Source organism: Cryobacterium algoricola (assembly GCF_004402485.1).
In the GTDB taxonomy this organism is placed as follows: Bacteria; Actinomycetota; Actinomycetes; order Actinomycetales; family Microbacteriaceae; genus Cryobacterium; species Cryobacterium algoricola.
The window spans coordinates 256,696-278,955 of sequence record NZ_SOFG01000009.1 but is presented as its reverse complement, the minus strand read 5'-3'; the positions used below and the strand labels follow the sequence as shown (position 1 = coordinate 278,955).

Here is a 22,260-nt window from a genome sequence, read left to right as displayed (position 1 = left end):
CCTTGAATTAGAGCTCAACGCCCCTTAGATTGTCGAGCGAACCGGGACGATCGGCAAGCGGAGGGCGAGATGAAAGCTGCGCAGGAACATCCCGGCCAGTTGCCACCCGGTGCTGTGGTCGGACGGCATTTGCGTACTAGCACCCCTCGCTCTCGACATGGAGAATGGCGGGCTCTCGCTACACGGACCGACCCGATGGAGATCCTCCGCGCACAGGAGCACACGCGGGTTGCCGAACTCATCCCCATCCGCCACGAGCGAATGTCCGCATCCGCGTTCGCGTTCTTCCGAGGCGCGGCAGCCATCATGGCCACGGATCTGCTGAACTCACCCTCGACGGGACTGAAAGTGCAACTGTGCGGGGATGCGCACATCGCGAATTTCGGCGCCTTCGCATCGCCCGAGCGAAGGCTGGTCTTTGATCTCAACGACTTCGACGAGACGCTCGCCGGTCCCTGGGAGTGGGACGTCAAAAGGTTCGTGACGAGCGTTGAGGTCGCCGCGCGCGATCGGGGCTTCTCCCCCGAGGAACGGAGAACCGCAGTCCTCGAAGCAGCCAGTGCGTACCGGCAGGCCATGACATCCTTCGCCGACATGACCCCCCTTCAAATCTGGTCCGCATCCTATGACGTCGCGTCGCTGCTCCCGGAAATCCAACGGGAGCTGGGCGACGCGGCCCTGAAGGAAACAGAACGCGTCATCGAGCACGCGGAGGGCAAGGACAGCGCGAGGGCCGCCCGGAAATTGACACACATCGTTGACGGGCGGGTGCGGATACTCAATGATCCGCCCCTGATCGTCCCACTCGACCAGTTACTCCCGGACGTTGAAGCGCACCAGTTGGAGGACGGGATTCGCGAGGCACTCGCGAACTACCGGCTCACGCTCTCGCCCGACCGGCAGATTCTTTTCGACCGCTACGAGTTCGAAGACATCGCCCGCAAGGTTGTGGGCGTCGGCAGCGTTGGGACTCTGAGTTGGATCGTCTTGTTTCTGGGCAAGGAGCACGGTGACCCGCTCGTGCTGCAGCTCAAGCAGGCCGAGAAATCGGTGTTGGAGCCCGTCCTTGAACCGAGCCCTTACGAAAACCACGGCGAACGTGTCGTTGAGGGCCAACGGTTGATCCAGGCGACCAGTGACGTGCTGCTCGGCTGGCTGCGCACGAAGGGGCTCGACGGCGTGGAGCGGGACTTCTACGTTCGTCAACTCTGGGATTGGAAGACCTCTTCCGACCTGGCGTCGTTCGCTGCGCCGGGTCTCACCACCCATGGCCGCCTGTGCGCCTGGACGCTCGCCCGCGCACATGCACGCACGGGCAACCCCGTGGCGATTGCGTCCTACATGGGATCCGGAAGATCCTTCGACAAAGCCCTTGCCGCTTTCGCCGAAGCGTATGCGGACCAGAACGAAAAGGATTTCGACGCATTCACTGCCGCAACCGTCCGCTCCGGAGAACAGCCGACCGACCACCGTCCAAGCTCCCCCTGACCCAGGTATCAGTGAAATGCCCGGGTTGCGTTGTCTGACCGTGGGGAACGTCGATGTCTCGGAAGTCTCGTGAGATCGTTCTCCGACTGGATGATGTATCAGGACATAGGTGACATCAGCAGGACCGTTCCGCGGTTCTCTACCCTCAATCCAGGCGGCCGTGATCAAGTCCGAACCGGCTGGCCGAGGACACGAAGGAAGAGGCGAATCGCAGAGACTCCGAGCACCCTATCCATTTCCGCATCGGGCAATGTGAATACGGGAGAAGCATCACCACCAAACACGGCCGAATGGTCACCCACTTATTGGTGCAGAACTGTCACCGATGTCCTGAGACATAAAACCTCTACGGCGCCTCTCATCTGTCGGGAAACCGTTGACACTTATATATGCATCCGCTCGTTCAGAGCCCACCGACTTCGCGGATTTCAATCCGCCCGCAGTCACGGAGAAACGTTGCCCTCGAATGAGAGGTCACTCTCGTCCCCAAGCAAAGAAACTGATCCGGTGTCACGCGGTCCGCGACCGGCGTCGGATGGCGGGGTATGAGCCGCCCACCGATACACTCCGATCCATGGTCCTGTCACTCATCGGCGCCGGTCTGCTCCTGCTCGGCATCGTCGCCGTGGCGACCGGCGGGTTCCAGTTCCGGGTATCGCCGGGCGTGAGACGCCAGGCGAAGACCGGGATATCCGACCCGTCATTCCACAGGGTGAAGGCGCCGATCTTCTCGATACTGCGCGCAATGTAGGCGAATAAGGGGTGGATAAAAGTGAGCGGCATCTAGTGCCACAGGCCAGAGCTCTAGAAACGTACAGATCAGAGCGCATTTTCGAGGCCACACCTCACTTGAACCCATGACCGTTCGCAGTACCGGGCTCGTCCCCTCCAACCGAGACACATTAAGTGGTGGTCAGACGGTTGTTCTCCTTCCCCTGCGAGACGCCGAGTCGAGTCCTCTTCACTATTTACTCAAGTCTCGTGAGAAACGACCAAACTAAAAATCTTGGTCAAAAGACACTCTTCAGTAGGGCGGCCGGGACTTGAACCCGGGACCGACGGATCCGGTCGGAGTGATACTCGCGTTCGCGATCGACTGGAGCAATATAGATTGTTGTCGTTTCGATCAGGGTTTCTTGTTCTTGCTGGGTTTCATTTATCGCCAGGTCTCGATTGGTCTGGGCCGATCTGGAGTCAATAAACGGTGAATAGACGTGAGCGCATCAAGTCGTCAACAACGCTTTCACCGTAGGTCGGGGGCCTCGGATCCCCCAGCGTCAAGATCGTCGCAGTCGGCCAGTTCGCTGGCGTAGACCACTCGGCGGCGCGACAATATGCAGCCGTCTGAATGCCCACCGAGGGGCGTGGCCTGATTTTGTTTAGCTCTCCCTACTATTGCCGTCGTCAACTCCGCCCGACGGAATGCCGAGCACCTTCAGTTGTGCGCGATATTGTTCTGCGGTCACGTGGCCGGCGGCGAAGCGCTCGTCCAGAATCTGACGAGCCTTGCTCGGCTGCACCACTCCTGCGGGGGATAATGGTGCCACCTGCTGATCGTTGCCCTGTGCCGAGGCGCCAGCAGATCGGACTGCCCAAATGATCAGTAGCACTATGCCAGCGATGACCAGGATTCCAAACGGCCAACCCCACACCATGTTCATTCCGTTGCCCCACATCATTTTGTCTCCTTCGTTTGGTTGGTTTCGATTGCTTGGGAAGTGCTGGGGATCCTGCTGGACCCGTCGCTGTCAGGTCACGGTCAGTTCCCGATACATTCCGGCGGCGTAGTGACCCGGGAGGTTGCAGACGACTTCGTAGCGTCCAGGTGCGAGGTCGAGGGTCACCCAGCCGGCGCTGCCCGCGGCGATACCGGTACCTTCACCGGCGTTGCACGTGGCGGAGGCCTCGCCGAGGCTGGCGGTTTCGTCGACTTTGCTCCCACCGGAGACCGACCGGCTTCCCGCGACCTGCGAAGCCGCGAGCGGAAGGATGACGAGCTCGTGGCTGATGCTGCCGTCGTTGGTGGCGAGGAAGGAGACGGCTCCTGAACTGACGCTCGACCGGTCCAGGCTGAGGCTCATGGCCCCGCGGGGCATCATTCCGTACCCGGTGATGCCGCCCATCATCCCGTTGTCGCCCCCCATCATGGAACCGCCCATGTTCCGCAGCGACACGTTCACGACGGTGCCGCCAAGCTGTGGTGTTGTGCACGACGGTCCGGTCGCCGAACCGAAATCTGGAACGCTGCCGTTCATGGCACTCACGGCACCGACGGACAGCCCGGTGAGACCGATAATCGTCGCGACCGCGCCGGCGATCCCAGTGACGATGAGTGTGCTCCTGCGCATGGTGTTTCTCCTCCATCGAGTCAGCGAGTGGGCTGATGTTCCCCACTCTGCGTGTCCGGTGTGCAGATGGGCTGGCGTGCGTGTGGAGATGGTGTGGAGGTTTGCGGGGACAGAGTCTTGCCTGAAACACGGGCGTTAGGGTGAGGTATGCCCACCGTGCTGGTCGTCGAGGACGAGCGTGACATCCGCGACATCCTCCGCCGTTACCTCGAACGAGCCGGATTCGCGGTGCTCACGGCCATGTCCGGTGCGGAGGCACTGCGCCTCCTGTCCGCGTGCGAGCTGGTGCTCCTCGATCTGGGCCTTCCCGATATCGACGGAACCGACATCCTCCGGGAAATCCACACTCTCGGCACCCTTCCGGTGATCGTTCTCACGGCGCGCAGCACAACGGAGGACCGCATCCAGGGGCTGGACCTCGGCGCCGACGACTATGTGACGAAGCCGTTCAGCCCCCACGAGGTCGTGCTGCGCGTGCAGGCCGTGTTACATCGGTACGGCGGTTCGACGACCACGACGGGACCGACGAGCTTCGGCGGCCGGCGATTGCGAATCGATGACAGTGCCCACCAGGCGTGGCTCGACGGCACCGCGCTCGACCTGACTCCCACCGAATGGGGACTCCTCGCGGCGGTCTCGACCGCTCCTGGGCGGGTGTACTCGCGGTATGAGCTGGTGAACGGGGTGCGCGGCTACGAATACGCCGGGTATGAGCGAACCATTGACTCGCACATCAAGAACCTCCGCCACAAGCTCGGGCCGGGCGGCGCCGATATCATCGAGACGGTCCTCGGCGTCGGCTATCGTCTTGCGCTCCGTCAGGATGAGCCGTCATGAGGGTCCTGGGCCTCGGCTCGCTGGGACGCCGGCTCCTGCTCGCGTTCGCGCTCGTGGCCGTGTCGTCGGTGCTCGTACTCAGCGTCGCCGCCCTGGTCGGCGTGGATCGGGGCGTGCACGTCACGCAGCAGGCCGACCGCCAGCAGATCGCGGACTCCGCGGCCGCAGCAGCCGCCGATGCTTATCTATCGGCCGGAGACTGGGCGACAGCGGACCTGGGCCGCACCCGCGCAATCGGTGATGCCGCATCCGCCGGTCTTACGGTGGTGGACATGACGGGTACGCCGATCCAGTCGAGCGGTGGAATGATGGGCGGCAGCGCCGACGGGCAGGGCCTGGGGATGGGGTCGGCGATGGGCCAGACCGTGGCCTCGGCACCGGTCATGGTCGACGGCGCCCAGGTCGGCACGGTTCGGATGACGTTCTTCATGATGGCCGGGACTACCGTGTTCGACGTCACCTGGTCATGGATCGCCGTCGCCGCCGTCGTCGCCCTCGTGATCGCGCTCGGCGCGAGCTGGTTTGCCACTCGGCTGCTCGTGCGCCCGATCCGGGCCATGACGGATGCCGCCCGGTCGTTCACGACCGGTGACCGGCAGGCTCGGGCCACCGGGCCGGCTCCGGGTGAGCTCGGCGAGCTGGCCTCCGCGTTCAATGGCATGGCCGACGCGGTCGTCCGCTCCGATCGTGATCGGCGCACTCTCACCGCGGATGTGGCCCATGAGTTGCGCACTCCGCTCGCGGCCCTGCAGGCCGGGCTCGAAGAACTGCGCGACGGCCTCGTGGAGCCGACACCCGAAAGCCTCGCGGGGCTGCATGACCAGTCGCTTCGGCTGGGACGCATCGTCGCGGACCTGGCCGAACTGTCGGCCGTCGAGACGGCAGGACTCTCACTGCACCTGGCCACCGTCGACCTCGCCCAAGTCGCCCGCGACGCTCTGGCCGAATGGGAGCCGCGGCTGCGGGCTGCCGGCCTCACTGTCACCCCGGAGCCGTCCGGTTCGGCCTGGGTGCGTGCAGACGCCGACCGGTTGCACCAGGCCGTCGGCAACCTTCTTGCCAACACCGCCCGGTACTGCCGGCCGGGCGATTGCGTGACCGTAGCCGTGGCGATCGACGACGGCCGGGCGGTACTGGCTGTCGGCGATACCGGCCCCGGCATCGCCGCCGACGAGCTCCCGCGCATCTTCGACCGGCTCTGGCGCGGTCGGGACTCGGCACACGTGTCCGGGTCGGGTATCGGCCTCGCCCTGGTCCGCGAACTCGTCACCGGACACGGTGGCACCGTCGATGCGACATCCGTGCCGGGAACGGGGACGACGATCACCATTCGGCTGCCAGGAACGGCCCGACCGCTCTGACTCCGGTCAGTCGCGTGTGACCTCGATGTCTCGTGGCAGGCGAAGGCGCTTCAGCATCAGCGCGTTGACGGCGACGATCACACTGGAGCCGGACATCGAGAGCGCCGCGATCTCGGGGCTGAGCCGGATTCCGAAGGCGGGGAAGAAAACGCCAGCCGCGATCGGCAGGGCGATGGCGTTGTACCCGATCGCCCAGCCGAGGTTCTGCCGCATCTTCCGAACGGTTCCCTTTCCGATGCGCAGCGCGACCGGGACGTCCAACGGATCTGACCGCATCAGCACGACGTCCGCCGTCTCGATGGCGACGTCGGTGCCTGCCCCGATGGCGATCCCCAGATCGGCCCGTGCCAGCGCCGGGGCGTCATTGACACCGTCGCCGACCATGGCCACCCTCTTGCCTGCAACCTGGAGCTCCGTGATCTTCGCGGACTTATCTTCGGGTAGGACCTCCGCGATCACGGTATCGATCCCGAGCTGGGAGGCAATGCGTGCGGCGGTGGCTTCGTTGTCTCCGGTAAGCATGACGACCTGGATTCCCGCGTCATGCATGGCCGCGACGGCTGCCGCCGCAGTCGGGCGCACAGCATCTGCCAAAGCCACGACTCCGGCCACCTTACCGTCCACGGCCAGCAGGACCGCGGTGCGCCCGGTCGACGCCAGGGCCTCACGCTGCGCGGTCGCCGGTTGGATATCGACGCCTTGGGCGAGCATTAATTTGCGGTTGCCGACCAGCACGCGGTGCCCGCTCACGGTGGCGCCGGCCCCGTGCCCGGGTACGTTGTCGAAGTCGACGGCGTCGCCTACGGTCACACCCCGACCAGCGGCGAAGCTGACCACCGCAGCGGCAAGCGGATGTTCCGACTCGCGCTCCACAGCGGCAACGAGTCCGAGCAGCTCGTCTTCGTCCATGCCGATTGCGACGAAGTCAGTGACTTCCGGCTTGCCCTGGGTGAGGGTGCCGGTCTTGTCCATCACGACGGTGTCGATCCGTGCGGCCGTTTCGAGCGCCGTCGCGGTCTTGAACAAGACGCCGCGCTTGGCGCCCAGTCCCGTCCCGACCATGATCGCCGTCGGGGTCGCCAGCCCGAGCGCATCCGGGCACGTGATGACGACAACGGTGATCGCGAACAGCATCGCCGCCGGCACGGTTGCGCCCGCCAGCAGCCACACTGCCAGGGTCACGATTCCGCCGATCAGCGCCACCAGTACCAGCCAGAACGCCGCCCGGTCGGCCAATCGCTGCCCGGGAGCCTTGGAATTCTGCGCCTCCTGCACAAGCGCGACGATCTGGGCCAGTGCGGTGTCCGCGCCCACCTTTGTCGCCCGGACCCGGAGGGTGCCCGTGGTGTTCACGGTCGCGCCGATCACCGTGGAACCGGCCGTCTTGGCCACGGGAAGACTCTCCCCCGTGACCATGGACTCATCGATATCCGAATCACCGGACTCGACCGTGCCGTCGCTGGGGACCTTGGATCCCGGGCGCACGAGCATCAGGTCGCCTGGAACAACGTCTGCCGTGGGAATTTCCACGGGTTCGCCGTCCCGGATCACGAAGGCCTGAGAAGGGGCAAGCTCGAGCAGGGTACGGACGGCGTCATTCGTGCCGCCCCGCGCGCGCATCTCGACCCAGTGCCCGAGCAACACAAAACTGGCCAGCACGGTGGCAGCCTCATAGAAGACGTCGCCCCCTCCGGTCAGGGTGACGACGACGCTATAGAGCCAGCCCGCTCCGACGCCGACGGCCACAAGCACCATCATGTCGAGCGTTCTCGCCCGCAGCGCCCGGTAGGCGCCGTCGAAGAAGATCCATGCGGAGTAGAAGATCACCGGCAGTGACAGGATCAGGGCCGCTATGTCGTCACGGAGCCCAAAGGGTGCCGGAAGCGTGAACCCAATAACTTCGCGGCCGATCGGCGATATAAGAGTGATTGGAACGGACAGGATCGCGGCCACCAGGAACCGGTTGCGCATATCCCGGATCATGGTCCCCATTGTCATGGCGCCATGGCCGCCGCCGCCGTGCCCCATGGCGTCTTGCCTCGTCGTGGTCGTGGCTGCCGCATGCTCATGCATGATCCTGGTCTCAGTCGATGGGCTCATATGAACGATCCTCTCGAGGAAATTGCTGGTGCTCGACACTGTGTTTCTCGATGCCTACATCATCAGCTTATACCCCCCCTAGGTATAAGAGGATGGCGACCTCCGGCTGTTCGTCGTCGAACAAGGTCGGCCCTCTCAGACCGCGCGGAGCATCCGTTGACTACAGTGTGAGCATTGCCGCCTGCGGACGGCAGGGGAAGAAAGGGAACGCCGTGGTGGAAGCTCAGCCGTGCAGTCGCGCGTTCACAGCCGCCGCGCAACTGCGTCGTTCGCTCGTCGGAATCCTCTCTCTTGCAGCCATCGTTTTCGGATTGGTAGCGATGCATGCAGGGACGGCGGCAGAATCCGAAGCCTCGCCGCATTCCCACGCCAGGTCTCACGCGCAGTCGAACATTTCAGTCCTCAGTGCAGGGGGGTCGGAATTCGAACTGCCGTTCGCCTCGATTTCCAGTGCATCTGCGTCAGGAACGTCTCACCTGCCGTCGACTTGTCTCGGCATGTGTGCCGTCGATTGCCTCATGGCAGGGTCCGCGTGTGCTGCCGGACTCATCGCGCACTCCCCGAATCCTGTCGCCCAGCACGCGATTACCCTCGTTCTCCAGCGCACCGCCGTGCGCGCAGCACCCCCTCTCTCGCTGCGCCTCCCTCCACAACGACCGCCCTCGCTGACGGCCCTGTCGATTAGCCGCGTCTGATCAACAACCGGCTGTGAGCCTCCCCGTGGTGCGGCGGACTCTCGCCGTTCCAGCGATTTCCGTGTCTCGCTTCACCCGCGAGCACGCTCGCCGTCTCCGGATCTTCTTCCGCAGACGACAATCACAACCCCTTGTTTGACAGATTGGACTCCCCTTGATTTCCCTTCGCATTCCCCTTCTCACCGCCACCGCACTAGCCGCAGCCATTGCCTTGTCCGCCTGCTCGGCCGGCGCCACCACGGCCGGCGGCGCCAGCGCATCCGCATCCTCCGCCCCCGCCGCATCGACAGCAGTGTTCAACGATGCCGACGTCTCGTTCGCCATGCCGATGGTCGACCACCACCAGCAGGCGATCACGATGGCCCAAACCATGCTCGACAAGACCGGGGTCGATCCACGCGTTACCGCTCTTGCCGAGCAGATCAAGGCGGCCCAAGGGCCGGAGATCACGATGATGAGTTCCTGGGTCACAGCGTGGGGTGCGACCTCCACGAACATGCCCGGAATGGACATGAGCTCCGGTTCCATGACCGATGGGGACATGGCCGCGCTGGACGCTGCGACCGGCCCGGCCGCCGACAAGCTCTTCCTCCAGCAGATGATCCAGCACCACCAGGGCGCCATCGACATGGCCCACGTCGAACTCAAGGACGGGCAGAACCCGGACGCACAGGCCCTCGCGACGAAGATCATCGCCGACCAAACGGCGCAGATCAAGCAGATGCAGGACATCCTCGCCACCCTGTAACCGGCCCGTTGACAGGCCGCGGAGCGTCATCGGCGCTCCGCGGCCCCACTGCGCCTAATTCCCTTAGGTGACTAGGGTTGAGGTGAACTCCCTTTTCCGGTCAGTTCGCGAGGCACGACAATTGTGAAGGGGCTCGACCATGGCTAAGTTCGGTGATCTGGAAAACGCGATCATGAACGAGGTCTGGCAGGCCGAGAATCCGTTGTTGGTGCGGGAGATCCTGGACAGGCTTAATCGTGGGCTTGCCTACAACACCGTGCAGACGGTCACCGAGATCCTCAATCGCAAGGGCTGGCTCAGCAAGGAAAGAGACGGCCGCGCATTCCGCTATGGTCCCGCGGCCACCCGGGACGATTATGTGTCCGGACTCATCCGCGAGGCGCTGTCCTTCGCCGACGACCGGGCGGCAGCACTCGTGGGCTTCGTAGACGAAATGCCCGACGACGAAGCAGCCGAACTCCGCCGTTTACTTTCCGCCGCGCAGGACAACGAGCCGAAGTCATGATTGTCGCAATCACCCTGACCGTGTACGCGATAGCGCTCTCCGCCGCCGTCCCCCGGCTCCTGTTGCGCGCGAACTGGGTCGATCGTGCGCCCCGGCTCGCTATCGCGTCCTGGCAGGCACTGACAGTCGCGGTCGTGGGCTCGCTGGCCCTCGCCGGCCTGTCCTTCGCGATTCCCGTCGCCGGCCTGGGCGGAAAGGGCATCATCGACGTCCTCCAGGCTTGTGCAATGGCGCTGCAACAGCATTATTCGACTCCGACCGGTGCCGCCGTCGGTATTGGTGGGGCGCTACTGGCCTGCTCCGTCATCACTCGCTGCTTCTGGGGCCTGGCCTCAACGGGCGCCCGAATGTCACGGGAGCGCAATGCACATCGTCGAGTTCTGGACATGGTTGGTCGCCCGGACATCGATCGCGACATCGTCATCCTCGATTCCACGGAAGCTGCGGTCTACTGCATGCCCGGAATCCACCGGCGCACTGTCGTGACCACGGCCGCACTTCACGCCCTGACGGACGAAGAGCTCATCGCGGTTTTGGCCCATGAGCGCGCGCACCTCACTGAGCGGCACGACCTCGCCCTGGCATTCTCCGTGGCACTGTCGCAGGCCTTTCACGGGCTCCCGCCTTTCCAGCTGGCTGCGCGGGAGACGGCTCGCCTGGTCGAACTTCGAGCCGACGATGTCGCGGCTGCACGAACTCACCGGCTCACGGTCGCGGCGGCGCTCCTGGCCGTCGCAGCCGTGCCGCCGCGTGCGGTGCCGGCCGTCGCTCTCGGAGCCGCTGGAACCGGGGCCGCGGCCCGCGTCCGCCGGCTCCTCCCTCCACGCCAATCTGTGGGCCGCCTCCCCACGTGCGCTGCAGCGGTCGCGATCGTGCTGCTGCTGATCGCGCCCGGACTCGCCCTCGGCTGGCCGGCCGTGACGAGCGCGGATCATGTGCTGTGCCCCCTCGCGCCGGCAACCAGCCTGTCGTCGTCCCTTTCTCCGACGTCCGGAAGCGCGCCTGCGCCTGCGCCTGCATCTGCATCTGCTGCGCATGCCCCGTGTTCCGTCGACAGCATGGACGACTTTCGCTTCTCCAGCTGACTTTCAGCTTCGGCACGCCAGTTAGACAATCGCATCACGATCACCTAATCTCCTTAGGAGGATAGGTGAATGTCCGCGCACGATGCGGCCCGGGTGAAGGCGAAGAATATATGGAAAATCTACTGTTCGGCGGCACTCTGCTCACCGCCTTTCTGGGCGGTCTGGTTGCCCTGCTCGCGCCCTGTTGCGTGTCGGTGATGTTGCCCGCCTACTTGGCGTCGGGCATGCGGCGGCGTTCCGGCATCGTGGGAGCGACCCTGGTCTTCGCCGCCGGGGTCGCCACGATCATCGTGCCGATCGGGTTGGGAGCAACGGCCTTGATCGGGCTGATCTCCGGCCAACACGCGATCGTCTTCGCGATCGCAGCCACGGCGATGCTGATCGGCGGCATTGCGATGCTGTTCGGTTGGAAGCTGCAGCTTCCGATGCTCGCGCGCCGAGTTCCCGCCGGCCACGGCCTCGCCTCGGTCTACGGACTCGGAGTGTTCTCCGGAGCGGCCAGCTCGTGCTGCGCTCCGGTACTCATCGGCGTAGCGGTCCTCTCCGGCGCAACCGCTTCGTTCCCCGCGGCCCTGGCCGTTGGCCTCACCTATGTGGCCGGAATGGTCGCCCCCCTCGCCATACTGGCGCTGGTCTGGGACCGTAAGGATTGGGGCTCAAGCAAGTGGCTTCAGGGACGCCAGATCACCCTGCGCCTCGGCCGGTTCAGCGGTAGCCTCGCCGTCGGCAGCTTCGCCTCCGCCGTCCTACTCATCGTGATGGCCATCCTCACCTATATCCAGGCCGCCGTCGGACCCGGCATGACCTCCGGCGGCTGGCTGGCCCAGTTCGGTGCTGACCTGCAACACAGTGTCTCCGTGGCGACCAAGGCGCTCGCTTGGCTTCCCGGCTGGGCCGTCGCGATCGTGCTGGTTGCCGGAATCGGCTACTTCGTCTGGCGTGCCACCCACCACACCGAACCGGAACCCCAGGAACCAAGCCCGGCGTCGACCGGCGAGCCGGTTGAACCAACGGAATCTGACTCCAGTTGCTGCAGCAATGCAGCCCTTGAAACCTCCGCACGCACAGGACAGGACACCACCAAATGAGTTCCGCCCCCAAAAACAGGCAACAGTCCCCCAGCATCCGGTCCCGCCGCCCCGGCTGGTTCGGCTGGATCACCGGGCTGCTGATCGCCGGCATCGTCCTCGCCGGGCTATACGGCGTCTTCGCCAGCGCCAACGCCCCCACGACTGCAGCCGCCGGTACGACGATGCAGTCGTCGTACGACGTCGGAACCCCCGGCATCGGTCAGGTCGCACCAGGCTTCACGCTCGCCGACAACTCCGGCGGACAGGTGTCCCTGTCCGACTACTCCGGCAAGAATGTGCTGCTCTTCTTCCAGGAGGGCCTGGCCTGCGAACCCTGCTGGACGCAGATCACCAGCCTGGAAACGGACGCCGCGAAGCTCCAGGCAGCGGGAATCGACGCCGTCGTGTCCATCACAACCGACCCGGCCCAGCAAATCGCTCGGAAAACCACCGACATGGGCCTGAAAACCCCGGTCCTGTCCGACCCCGACCTGGTCACTTCGAAGAAGTACCGGGCCAACGAATTCGGCATGATGGGCACCAGCACCGATGGCCACAGCTTCATCCTCGTGGGTCCCGACGGCACCATCACATGGCGCGCCGACTACGGCGGGGCTCCGAAATACACCATGTTCGTACCCGTCGACCAGCTCCTCCTCGACTTGAAGACCGATACGACGTCATGATCGCCCTGACCCTACTCACTCAAAGCGCCTGCCCCTCCTGTATCGCGGGAAAACGAGTGCTGGCCGAACTGTCCGCCGAATTCCCCCTCCAGATCGACGAGGTCGACGTGAACAGCGATGCCGGCCGTGCGATCGCCCGCGAGCAGCGCCTGGCCTTCACCCCCGGACTCGTCGCCAACGGCCTGCTGATCGCGCACGGGCGTCTGTCCACCCGCGCCCTCCGGCGGAAATTCACCACCATGCTCCAAACCCCCGACTCAACCCAATCCACCCGACCAGAAGGATCCTGACCATGCAGCAATTCCTCTACATCCTCCCCGCCCTGATCTGCCCCGTCGGCATAGGCCTGATGATGTGGTTCATGATGCGCGGACGCGGCCACGGAAAGACCGTCGACGGTCCCGAAGAACAAGAACTCGCCCGCCTGCGCGCCGAAGTGGCCGCCCTCCGCCCACAGGCCGCGGCATTCGACGAACGCCACCCCGGGACCGGACCGACCGCGTGATCCCCATTCTGATCTCCCTGGTCGCGACCGTCGTTGCCGCGGCTCTGACTTGGCGGTTCTGCATGCGCCCTATGCTGCGCATCCGAACCGCCCCGGGTGACGCCGCGTGCTGCGTTAAGCCGGCGACGGACGTCCAAGGGGACATTCAGGCCGCCCGAGCCGAACTCAAGTCGTTACAGGACACCATCGGGTACATTTCACCTGAACCGAAGGACCGCTGACATGGCTCGTGAAACACCCCCACACTCGGACGACCACTCAGCTGGCGGAGGTCACGGAGCCCCGCCGGCCCCCGTTAAGCAGCAACGAGCCGTGCGTCGGGCAGAAAAAGTCGCCTCCTTGAAGCGGGAACAATCCAAAGCGAAACGGAACCGGAAGATCGGAATCGCCGCAGCCTGGTCCGCCGCGGGGATCGTCGTGCTCGTCGTCGTCCTCGTCGTCACAACCACCGGCGCCCCCAAGAACGCGGCAGCACCGACATCCGTTGACGGCGTACAAACCTTCCCGAACCAGACCTCCCAGCACGTCACCGGCACCGTGAAATACAACCCGCTGCCGCCGGTGGGCGGCGACCATTCCGTCACACTCCTGAACTGTGGCGTGTATTCCGACAACGTCCCCAACGAAAACGCAGTGCACTCGCTCGAGCACGGCGCCGTGTGGGTCACCTATGACGCTTCAAAAGTGACGGGTGATCAGCTCGCGGCTCTGCGCAAGGAGATCCCTTCGACATACGCGATCCTGTCTCCGTTCGCCGGTCTCCCATCATCGATCGTCGCATCGGCCTGGGGCACGCAGCTCGACATCAGCGACCCGGCCGATCCCCGACTCGCGGCATTCATCGCCAAGTACCGCGGGGCCGCAACTGCTCCAGAACCCGGCTCCCCCTGCACCGGAGGCCTGGACGGACCCGGCAAGGTGTCCTGACCTGCAGCTCCGACAGAGAACACCAATTCCACGAATGAACGACAAGAGAATGTGAGCACACCATGATGGGGTGCGGCGGGATGGGCTGGACAGGTCCATGGATGATCTTCGCGTGGATATTCGCCATCGGGGGCATCGTTGCCCTGGCGTTTGTCTTCTACCGGCTCTTCCACGGAGATCGCCCTCAGCAGGACAATAGCGCCGCACCCGGCTCGGCCAGAACGATCCTCGACGAACGTTTCGCACGCGGTGAAATCGATGAGAACGAGTATCGGCAGCGCCGCGAAATCCTCAACGGCAGGTAGCGAAGGTCCGAACGTGGGCACACTGCTCGGGTACGCCCGAGTTTCACCGCAGGCCCTGGACGCCGACCACCAAGTACGGGACCTCGCCGATGCGGGCGTCCGGCCAGACGACATCTATGTCGACCAAGGCGTCAGTGGCAGTCGCACCGATCCCTCTCTCCTGGAGCGCGCCATCGGCACACTTCGGGAGGGCGACACTCTCGTCATCACCACGCTGGCCAGCTTGGGACGCTCCACCTCCGACCTCTTAGCGCTGACTGGGACGCTCCGCGCAAACGGGGCAGCACCCCGAGTCCTCGACATCAGCGAGTCCACAGACAACTCCGGCGCCTCGGGACGGAACACAGTCCTCACGGTTCTGGCTGCCGTCGCCGGCATGGAATTAGAGGTGGCCCGGGACCGCATCCGCGAAAGCGTCTTCAAACGACGTTCCTCGAGCACACACCGCGGCGGTCGACGGAAGACCTTCACCGAGCACCAGATCCGCAACGCTCTCCAACTCATCGAATCCGGCGAACAACCCTCACAGGTGGCCCGTCATCTTGGCATGTCCCGCACCACGCTCTACCGCCGCATCAACGACATCCAACCGTGACACGGATTGTGCCTTAGTCCGTCCGGTGACTTCCGCTTCCAGAGTCGCTGGCTAGCAGCAGTGGTCGTCCTCGATGACGCGTTCCCCGGTAAGTGCGCTGATCGGGACCGCGCAACTCTCACCCTTCCACGCTTCGAGGCCTTCACGAATAGCGAAGGCCGCAATCACGAGAGCGGCTACGGAGTCGGCCCACGCCCAACCCAGCAGCGAATTGAGCACCAGGCCCATCAAGAGAGCGGCGGAGAGGTAGCTGCAGATAAGGGTCTGTTTCGAATCGGCGATCGCCGACGCGGACCCCAGTTCGCGGCCGGTTCGACGTTCGAACCAACTCAGGAAGGGCATGACGGCGAGACTGACAGCGGCGAGGACGATGCCCACCGGGCTTTGCGCGGCTTCCCGAAGCCCGAAGATGGACAAGCCGGCCTCGATGATGACATAAGCCGCCAGGGCAAAGAATGCGTACGCGATCACGCGCAGAGCGACCTTTTCCCGTTTCTCAGGATCCGGAGCGGCGAACTGCCAGGCGATCGCCACCGCGGACAGCACTTCCACAATCGAGTCGAGCCCGAAGCCGATGAGTGCGGCAGAGGACGCCACGTTCCCTGCAGCGATAGCGATGACCGCCTCTAGGACGTTGTAGGTGATCGTTATGCCGACGATGATTCGAATGCGACGCTGGAGGACCAGTTTCCGCACAGAATCTAGGACGGCGCCTGAACCATTCGTCGGGGCGGTCACACGGGCGTCCCACAGCAGAGCGGCTGGTCACAGTTCTCGTCTACGCAGGCCGTGCCATCATCGACCGCGAGGACAACGTCGAACAGAGACTGAAGCGCCCGGGTCAGGTGCCTGTCGGCGATCTCATACCGGGTCTGTCGCCCTTCGGGCACGGCGACAACAAGGCCGCAGCCGCGAAGACAACTGAGATGGTTCGAAACGTTCGAGCGGGTGAGTTCCAATTCTCGGGCGAGCTTCGCCGGGTAACCAGGTTCCTCGAGCAGGCTCAACAGGATTTTGGATCGGGTCGGATCGGCCATCGCGCGCCCGATCCGGTTCATCACGCCCAGACGCGAGGAAATCGTCAGCATGTAGTGACTATACAGTCCAGGATGACCATTGTTGATTGTGCCCACAAAGCAACGGCGGAGACAACTATGACAGAGCACGACCACGCCCCTCAGAATCAGTGGAACCACCTGGCTGCGAGGCTCATGACCACGTCACCTGGCCTCCCGTCTACGCTTGTTGAAAATTTGGCCGTGCGAAACTGTCGGCGCTACTGGCCTACTTTTCGAAGAGCGCTGGCAAGACCCACGCCACCCGACACGCACCGACTCAACAACTACGGCAAATCTCCTCATCGGACAGACGAATTTCACCAGCCGACGACGCGTTCCGAGCGAATAAGTGGTGAATAAAAGTGCGCGGCACCAAGTGCCACATGCCAGAGCTAAAGAAACGTGCAGATCAGCGCGCATTCTCGAGACCAGGCGTCGCTAGAACCCATGACCGTTCGCAGCAATCGCCTCGTCACCGACAAAACAGAAGAATATAAGTGCTGGTCAGGCTGTTGTTCTGTTCCACCCGCGCGACGCTGACCCGAATCCTCTTGACTATTCACTCAAATCTCATGAGAAATGACCAAACTAAAATTCCTGATCAGAAGAGATTTTTCGGTAGGGCGGCCGGGACTTGAACCCGGGACCGACGGATTGCGACGGGCCCTTCCTGGCCAAGCGACTCTTCTTCCGAGACCTAGACGCATCTGGACTGATCTCGATCTGATCCACAGTTCCTTGCGATGTTTCGAAAAATGATATCGCAACCCCTCGGCCCGCCTCGGCCCGTCTCGAGGCAATAAACGTTGAATAAACGTGCACGCATCAATACCCAAGTTCTCTCAGGCTGTCGCTGAAAATCGTGCGGCTGCCCGATCGTGCACGGGGCAGAGATTTTTACCTGACTAGTTGAAGACCATTCCACCGTCGACCAGAATCGACTGTCCGGTGATGTAGTTGGAGTCGGGTCCGGCCAGGAAAGAGACGACGCCTGCGACGTCGGCGACCTCGGCAAGTCGGTTCAGGGCGATGCCCTTGGTGAACTGCTCCCATCCCCACGCTTCCGGCTTGTCGTTGTCGGCGGCCAACTTTTTCGCCAAGTTCTCCATCAGGGGTGTCCGCACGATGCCTGGGGCGAAGGTGTTGACCGTGATACCCAGTGGGGCCAGGTCGCGAGCGGCGGTCTGGGACAGACCGCGAATCGCGAACTTCGTCGACGAGTACAACGCCAGGCCGGGATTGCCGATGTGACCGGCCTGCGATGCGGCACTGATGATCTTCCCACCGTGACCGAGCTCCTTGAACGCCTTCGTGGCGGCCTGAATACCCCAGATCACGCTGTTGTAGTTGATGGAGAAGATCTTGGCAATGCTCTCCTCGGTGATCTCCGCGAGAGGAGAGGTAGGGGCGATGCCGGCGTTATTGACGATCACATCGAAGCCGCCGAAATCGGTCACGGTCTGTGCAACGGCGGCGAACACGCTCCCTCTGTCGGCAACATTCATGTGCATCGCGAGTGCACCGCCGTCCAGTCCGCCCAGCGACTCGGCAACGGCGCCCGCGGTCTCGAGGTTGAGGTCGGCGATTGCCACCCTAAAGCCGTCAGCGTGGAGTCGCTCGGCGACTCCTTGCCCGATTCCCTGTCCCCCACCGGTGATGAGTGCGACTTTTCCGTTTTCTGTGCGTGCCATTGTGGTGCGTCCTATCTTCTACGTTCGTGAGTGTGGGTCGAGCGAGGCTGGTGGAGCGGGGGCACCCGCTTCAGGCCAGGATGGTCCACGGATTCTCAATGAGGCGGGTGAGTGTCTGCAGGAACTGAGCGGCCAAAGCCCCGTCAATGATCCGATGATCCGCGGAGAGGGTGTACGTCATACGGTGGCGGGGCAGGATCTCCTCCCCCACGACAACAGCCTCGAGGGACATGCCGCCGACGGCGAGGATCGCCCCTTCGGGCGGGTTGATGATGGCGGTGAACTGGTCGACGCCGAACATGCCGAGGTTGCTGATCGTGAAGGTTCCACCAGACATCTGCGCCGCCGTGAGTTTCTTGGTATTGGCTAGTGCCACCAAGGCCTTGGCCTCGGTGCCGAGTTGGCTGACCGTCTTCTGGTCCGCATCCTCGATCACCGGAACCACCAGTCCCACGGCCCCGGCGACGGCGACACCCACGTTGATGCGGTGATGCACGAGCATCTCGCCGCTCGCATCGTCGATGTACGAGGCGTTCACCAGCGGATGTTCTCGCAGCGCCAGCGCACTCGCGCGAATGAGCAAGTCGTTGACACTGACCTTTGGGCGATCGGCCGCCACCAGCTGAACGTTGAGGTCGGTGCGCAGCAGCACAAGGTTTTCGGCATCCGCTGTTGCTGTCACGTAGAAGTGCGGGATGGTGCGGGCGCTCTCGCCGAGGCGGCGCGCGATGATGCGCCGCATGCTGCTCAGCGCCACTGCCTCCGAACCACGCTTGTCCTCTGTAGCTGCGACGGCGCCGGTCGCTGCGGCCGCGGGCACCGGAGCCGCGACCGCACGGCTGGCCGGGGCGACGACGGTGACCGGCTCTTGTTCAAGCAGGCCCACGGTGTCAGCACGGATGATCCGACCGCCGGGGCCGGTCCCGTGGACCTGGCTCAGGTCGAGGTGGTTCTCCCTGGCAAGCTTCCGCACGAGCGGGGAGGCAAATAGGCGGGCACCTTCTTCGGTGACGGGCGAGGCCGGCGCCGGGGCGCCTTTCGCCGGAGCAAGGTCAGCTGCGGGCGCAGCGGCAATTGGCACCGCGCCAAGAGAAGCCACGGCCGGCTCGGGCACGAGGGTCGCCCTACCGTCGTCCAGCAGGGCGATGGGGGCGCCGATCAGAACCTGCTCCCCCTCTGACACCAGCTGCTTCGAGAGGGTGCCGGCGTCATAGGCCTCGTAATCCATCGTGGCCTTGTCAGTCTCGATTTCCACGAGAATGTCGCCCACCTCGACCCGATCGCCGGGCTGCTTGTGCCACACCGCGATCGCACCTTCGGTCATGGTGTCAGACAGGCGCGGCATTGTGATTTCGATCATGACTTGTTCTCCATCGGGTTGCGGCTGCGGCCGACCGCGTCGAGTGTCTGCCGGATGGCGCCGATGACGTCGTCCGCCGATGGCAACGCGGCAGTCTCCAGTGGTTTTGAGTACGGCATCGGCACCTCGGCCATGGCAACGCGACGAACCGGTGCGTCCAGGTAGTCGAAGGCACCGTCGGAGATCGTCGCGGCGATTTCGGCGCCGATCCCATAGGTGAGCCAGTCGTCCTCGAGAATGACGGCGGCGTGTGTTTTCTTCACGGACTCCACCACGGTCCCGCGGTCGAGGGGGCGCAGGCTCCGCAGATCGATAACCTCGATGTCGAGGCCGTCGGACTCGGCGAGCTGCTCGGCTACCTGGGCCGCCACGTACGCCATCCGCGAGTAGCCGATCAGGGTGATGTCGCTGCCGCTACGGGTGATGGCGGCCTTGCCGATCTCGGCTGGGACATCGTCGTCGGGAACCTCGCCCTTGGTGTTGTACAGCGAGAGGTTCTCGAGGAAGAGAACCGGATCGTCGTCGCGGATGGCCGCGAGCATCATGGCCTTAGCGTCGGCGGGGGTGCTGGGGGCCAGGACCTTCATGCCTGGCACGAAAGCGTAGAACAGTTCGATGTTCTGCGAGTGCGTGGCGCCGAGTTGTTGGCCGCCGCCGCCCGGGGTGCGGATGACGAGAGGCACGCGGGCCTGCCCGCCGAACATGCCGTAGATCTTGGCGGCGTGGTTCACGATCTGGTCGAGAGCGAGGAGGCTGAAATTGATCGTCATGATCTCCACGACCGGGCGAAGCCCCAGCATCGCGGCACCGATGGCAGCTCCGGTGAAGCCTTCTTCGGCGATCGCGGTGTCGCGCACCCGCTTCTCGCCGAATTCGTCGAGCATGCCCTCGGTGATCTTGTATGCGCCGTCGAAGAGGCCGATTTCCTCGCCCATCAAGAAGACGTCGGGATCGCGGTGCATCTCGGAGCGCAGAGTGTCGTGCAGTGCCTGCCGATAGGTCATGATGCTCATCGGGCGGCCTCGTGCTCGGGGTACGGAGCCGGCTCGAAGAGGGGTTGCCCGGGCAACCTGTGCGAGTCGTTTGCCACGGGTGTGGCGTAGGTGTAGTCGAACAGGGTCGACACGTCGGGGAACGGGCTCGCCTCGGCGAAGACCGCGGCGGCCGTGGCTTGCGCGATGGCAGCATCGTTGATGGCTGCGATCTCCTGCTCCGTGAGCAGACCCGTCTCGACGAGGTGGGCGGCGAAGGTGACCAGAGGGTCACGCTCCTTGGTGAGTGCGATCTCCTCGGCACTCCGGTACTTGCCGGGGTCGACCACGGAGTGCCCGCGCATCCGTTCGGTCATCACCTCGAGCAGGAACGGCTTTCCGCCGCGCGCGACTGCCGCGGCCCGCTGGGCTGCCTCGAACACGGCGACGGGATCAAGCCCGTCGACCCGTTCTGACGCCATCCGGTAAGAGGAAGCCCGCTTGTACAGTTCGGGCTCTGCCGAGGACTTGTCCACTGTTGTTGCCATTCCGAGCCGGTTGTTGATGACGACATAGACGATGGGCAAGTTCCAGAGCGCCGCGATATTGAGCGACTCGTGAAATGCGCCTATGTTCGTCGTTCCGTCACCCATGGTGCACATGACGATCTCATCCACACCGCGGTAGTCGATGGCGAGGGCCGCACCGGTAGCCAATGGGATCTGGCCGCCAACGATTCCGTAACCGCCCAGCATCCGTTTTTCGAGGTCGAACATGTGCATCGAGCCGCCCCAACCCTTGGAGACTCCGTCTGAGCGGCCGAAGAGCTCGGCCATCACCCGGTTGGGGTCAATGCCCCGGGTCAGCGCGTAGCCATGTTCGCGGTAGTTGGTGAAGAGGTAGTCAGTGGGCCGCAGTGCCGCCATGAGGCCGACGACGGCGGCTTCTTCGCCGAGGTTGAGGTGGCAATAGCCGCCGATCAACGCCTGGGTGTACGCCCGAGCGGCCCGTTCTTCGAACCGGCGAATGAAGACCATCTGTCGATAGAAGTCGGTCGAACGTTTCGCGCCGGCGGTGTCACTCGGGGCCGTCTGATGCATCACAGCAGTGGGATTGGCGTTCTGGTGCGTGCCGGGCTTCGGCGGTGCCACCGCAGTTCGCTGTCGAGTAGACATGTCTGAACTCCTTTTCGGCCTTCGTGAGGTCGCGGTTGAGGAGTCGAATCGAATTAATGATACGACGTCGTATCATTCTACAACGACGAGTACCGTGGATGTACAGCGTTACCCACAATCCGAAGGGCACCCCGTGCAACCCGCGAACCTAGATCCGCTCGAACGAAAGCGTGGCCGCCCCACCGAGGCCGGTCGCATCGAGCGGCAGGAGCAGATTCTCGACGCCGCCCTGGCGAACTTTCTCGAATACGGCTTCGGGAACGCCACGGTGGACCGCATCGCCGCCGACGCCCGGGTAACCAAGCGCACCATATACAGCTATTTCGGCAACAAAGACGGCGTTTTCACCGAGATGCAGGGCCGCCTCGCCGAGACCGTCAGTGGCGACAGCCAGAACCGCGACACCCTGGAATCCCTGGCCACCCGGATCGTCTTCCGCCTGCACTCCGCCCAGATGATCGGGCTGCACAGGCTCGTGATCGCCGAGTCATTGCGCTTTCCCGATCTGGCCCGCACGCTGCACGACAACGGCGACATGCGCCACGTCGCCCGACTCGCCGAGCACATCGACGCCGAACGAGGACAGGTTGCCACCGACCGTGCCGAGGTGCTCTACGCGCTGCTGCTGGGCGAAGATTACCGCCGACGGCTGCTTGGGCTGCTCGAGCCGATCACGGCTGAGGCTGCCGCAGACTACGCCCATGCCGCCTTGGTCCACCTCGGACTCACCGACGCGCCGGAAAGGTAGGC

Annotated in this window: 25 protein-coding genes; 16 read left to right on the top strand and 9 right to left on the bottom strand. The window is 64.1% G+C overall.

Features of this window, described 5'->3' with window-relative positions; all coding sequences use genetic code 11:
- The first annotated feature begins 195 nt into the window (after positions 1-195).
- Both E3O44_RS06565 and E3O44_RS19170 read left to right on the top strand, forming a co-directional pair.
- Positions 196-1,488: a DUF2252 domain-containing protein gene (locus tag E3O44_RS06565; protein ID WP_198415879.1), complete on the top strand. Its 1,293-nt coding sequence runs from the start codon at positions 196-198 to the stop codon at positions 1,486-1,488.
- 574 nt (positions 1,489-2,062) lie between these two features.
- Positions 2,063-2,239, top strand: a complete 177-nt coding sequence (locus E3O44_RS19170; RefSeq protein ID WP_166792568.1) for a hypothetical protein — start codon at positions 2,063-2,065, stop codon at positions 2,237-2,239.
- A gap of 628 nt (positions 2,240-2,867) precedes the next feature.
- On the opposite strand, the gene E3O44_RS06560 is transcribed toward E3O44_RS19170, so the two are convergent.
- Together E3O44_RS06560 and E3O44_RS06555 are read right to left on the bottom strand one after the other, a co-directional pair.
- The gene (locus E3O44_RS06560; protein WP_134533685.1) at positions 2,868-3,167 is read right to left on the bottom strand and encodes an SHOCT domain-containing protein; all 300 of its coding nucleotides are present in this window, start codon (positions 3,165-3,167) and stop codon (positions 2,868-2,870) included.
- A 69-nt stretch (positions 3,168-3,236) separates the two neighbouring features.
- On the bottom strand, positions 3,237-3,836 hold the full coding sequence (locus E3O44_RS06555; protein ID WP_134533683.1) for a sulfocyanin-like copper-binding protein: 600 nt from the start codon (positions 3,834-3,836) through the stop codon (positions 3,237-3,239).
- Between the two features lie 147 nt (positions 3,837-3,983).
- Between E3O44_RS06555 and E3O44_RS06550 the strand changes: the two genes are divergently transcribed.
- Both E3O44_RS06550 and E3O44_RS06545 read left to right on the top strand, forming a co-directional pair.
- Positions 3,984-4,673 (top strand): response regulator transcription factor, encoded by a 690-nt coding sequence (locus E3O44_RS06550; protein WP_134533681.1) that lies wholly within the window; start codon positions 3,984-3,986, stop codon positions 4,671-4,673.
- Entirely contained in the window at positions 4,670-6,034 is a 1,365-nt protein-coding gene (locus tag E3O44_RS06545; RefSeq protein WP_134533679.1) for a sensor histidine kinase, read from the top strand. Before E3O44_RS06550 ends, E3O44_RS06545 begins: the two co-directional genes overlap by 4 nt.
- Positions 6,035-6,040: 6 nt before the next feature.
- Here the strand turns inward: E3O44_RS06545 and E3O44_RS06540 are convergent, their stop codons facing one another.
- A complete protein-coding gene (locus E3O44_RS06540; protein WP_134533677.1) occupies positions 6,041-8,134 on the bottom strand; it encodes a copper-translocating P-type ATPase in 2,094 nt (697 codons plus the stop codon).
- Between E3O44_RS06540 and E3O44_RS19950 the strand changes: the two genes are divergently transcribed.
- The 11 genes from E3O44_RS19950 to E3O44_RS06490 all read left to right on the top strand — a co-directional run bounded on the left by E3O44_RS19950 (position 8,125) and on the right by E3O44_RS06490 (position 15,255).
- Complete coding sequence (locus tag E3O44_RS19950) at positions 8,125-8,829, top strand: DUF6153 family protein (RefSeq protein ID WP_420897915.1); 705 nt, start codon at positions 8,125-8,127, stop codon at positions 8,827-8,829. The genes E3O44_RS06540 and E3O44_RS19950 overlap by 10 nt on opposite strands.
- Before the next feature lie 154 nt (positions 8,830-8,983).
- The gene (locus E3O44_RS06535) at positions 8,984-9,577 is read left to right on the top strand and encodes a DUF305 domain-containing protein (RefSeq protein ID WP_338144726.1); all 594 of its coding nucleotides are present in this window, start codon (positions 8,984-8,986) and stop codon (positions 9,575-9,577) included.
- A 139-nt stretch (positions 9,578-9,716) separates the two neighbouring features.
- A complete protein-coding gene (locus E3O44_RS06530; RefSeq protein ID WP_134533675.1) occupies positions 9,717-10,082 on the top strand; it encodes a BlaI/MecI/CopY family transcriptional regulator in 366 nt (121 codons plus the stop codon).
- Positions 10,079-11,167, top strand: coding sequence for a M56 family metallopeptidase (locus E3O44_RS06525; RefSeq protein ID WP_134533673.1), 1,089 nt, complete (start codon positions 10,079-10,081; stop codon positions 11,165-11,167). The genes E3O44_RS06530 and E3O44_RS06525 overlap by 4 nt, the downstream gene beginning before the upstream one ends.
- 110 nt (positions 11,168-11,277) lie before the next feature.
- Positions 11,278-12,255 (top strand): cytochrome c biogenesis CcdA family protein, encoded by a 978-nt coding sequence (locus E3O44_RS06520; RefSeq protein WP_134533671.1) that lies wholly within the window; start codon positions 11,278-11,280, stop codon positions 12,253-12,255.
- Entirely contained in the window at positions 12,252-12,923 is a 672-nt protein-coding gene (locus E3O44_RS06515) for a peroxiredoxin family protein (RefSeq protein WP_134533669.1), read from the top strand. Before E3O44_RS06520 ends, E3O44_RS06515 begins: the two co-directional genes overlap by 4 nt.
- Positions 12,920-13,213 (top strand): thioredoxin domain-containing protein, encoded by a 294-nt coding sequence (locus E3O44_RS06510; protein ID WP_134533667.1) that lies wholly within the window; start codon positions 12,920-12,922, stop codon positions 13,211-13,213. The genes E3O44_RS06515 and E3O44_RS06510 overlap by 4 nt, the downstream gene beginning before the upstream one ends.
- A gap of 2 nt (positions 13,214-13,215) precedes the next feature.
- Complete coding sequence (locus tag E3O44_RS06505; RefSeq protein WP_134533665.1) at positions 13,216-13,428, top strand: hypothetical protein; 213 nt, start codon at positions 13,216-13,218, stop codon at positions 13,426-13,428.
- Between the two features lie 339 nt (positions 13,429-13,767).
- Positions 13,768-14,355, top strand: coding sequence for a DUF3105 domain-containing protein (locus E3O44_RS06500; protein WP_241976106.1), 588 nt, complete (start codon positions 13,768-13,770; stop codon positions 14,353-14,355).
- Positions 14,356-14,456: 101 nt separating this feature from the next.
- On the top strand, positions 14,457-14,660 hold the full coding sequence (locus E3O44_RS06495; RefSeq protein WP_241976105.1) for an SHOCT domain-containing protein: 204 nt from the start codon (positions 14,457-14,459) through the stop codon (positions 14,658-14,660).
- 13 nt (positions 14,661-14,673) lie between these two features.
- Positions 14,674-15,255, top strand: a complete 582-nt coding sequence (locus tag E3O44_RS06490) for a recombinase family protein (protein WP_134533659.1) — start codon at positions 14,674-14,676, stop codon at positions 15,253-15,255.
- Between the two features lie 51 nt (positions 15,256-15,306).
- Here the strand turns inward: E3O44_RS06490 and E3O44_RS06485 are convergent, their stop codons facing one another.
- From E3O44_RS06485 to pdhA, 6 genes are all read right to left on the bottom strand, one after another.
- Positions 15,307-15,993 (bottom strand): cation efflux transmembrane domain-containing protein, encoded by a 687-nt coding sequence (locus E3O44_RS06485; RefSeq protein ID WP_134533657.1) that lies wholly within the window; start codon positions 15,991-15,993, stop codon positions 15,307-15,309.
- A complete protein-coding gene (gene cmtR, locus E3O44_RS06480) occupies positions 15,990-16,343 on the bottom strand; it encodes a Cd(II)/Pb(II)-sensing metalloregulatory transcriptional regulator CmtR (RefSeq protein ID WP_134533655.1) in 354 nt (117 codons plus the stop codon). Before cmtR ends, E3O44_RS06485 begins: the two co-directional genes overlap by 4 nt.
- An 875-nt stretch (positions 16,344-17,218) precedes the next feature.
- The gene (locus E3O44_RS06475; protein WP_134533653.1) at positions 17,219-18,004 is read right to left on the bottom strand and encodes a (S)-acetoin forming diacetyl reductase; all 786 of its coding nucleotides are present in this window, start codon (positions 18,002-18,004) and stop codon (positions 17,219-17,221) included.
- Between the two features lie 70 nt (positions 18,005-18,074).
- Complete coding sequence (locus tag E3O44_RS06470; RefSeq protein WP_134533651.1) at positions 18,075-19,364, bottom strand: dihydrolipoamide acetyltransferase family protein; 1,290 nt, start codon at positions 19,362-19,364, stop codon at positions 18,075-18,077.
- Positions 19,361-20,377: an alpha-ketoacid dehydrogenase subunit beta gene (locus E3O44_RS06465; RefSeq protein WP_134533649.1), complete on the bottom strand. Its 1,017-nt coding sequence runs from the start codon at positions 20,375-20,377 to the stop codon at positions 19,361-19,363. Before E3O44_RS06465 ends, E3O44_RS06470 begins: the two co-directional genes overlap by 4 nt.
- On the bottom strand, positions 20,374-21,510 hold the full coding sequence (gene pdhA / locus E3O44_RS06460; RefSeq protein ID WP_134533647.1) for a pyruvate dehydrogenase (acetyl-transferring) E1 component subunit alpha: 1,137 nt from the start codon (positions 21,508-21,510) through the stop codon (positions 20,374-20,376). The genes E3O44_RS06465 and pdhA overlap by 4 nt, the downstream gene beginning before the upstream one ends.
- Between pdhA and E3O44_RS06455 the strand changes: the two genes are divergently transcribed.
- Positions 21,509-22,258: a TetR/AcrR family transcriptional regulator gene (locus E3O44_RS06455; RefSeq protein WP_134533645.1), complete on the top strand. Its 750-nt coding sequence runs from the start codon at positions 21,509-21,511 to the stop codon at positions 22,256-22,258. The genes pdhA and E3O44_RS06455 overlap by 2 nt on opposite strands.
- Positions 22,259-22,260: the final 2 nt, after the last annotated feature.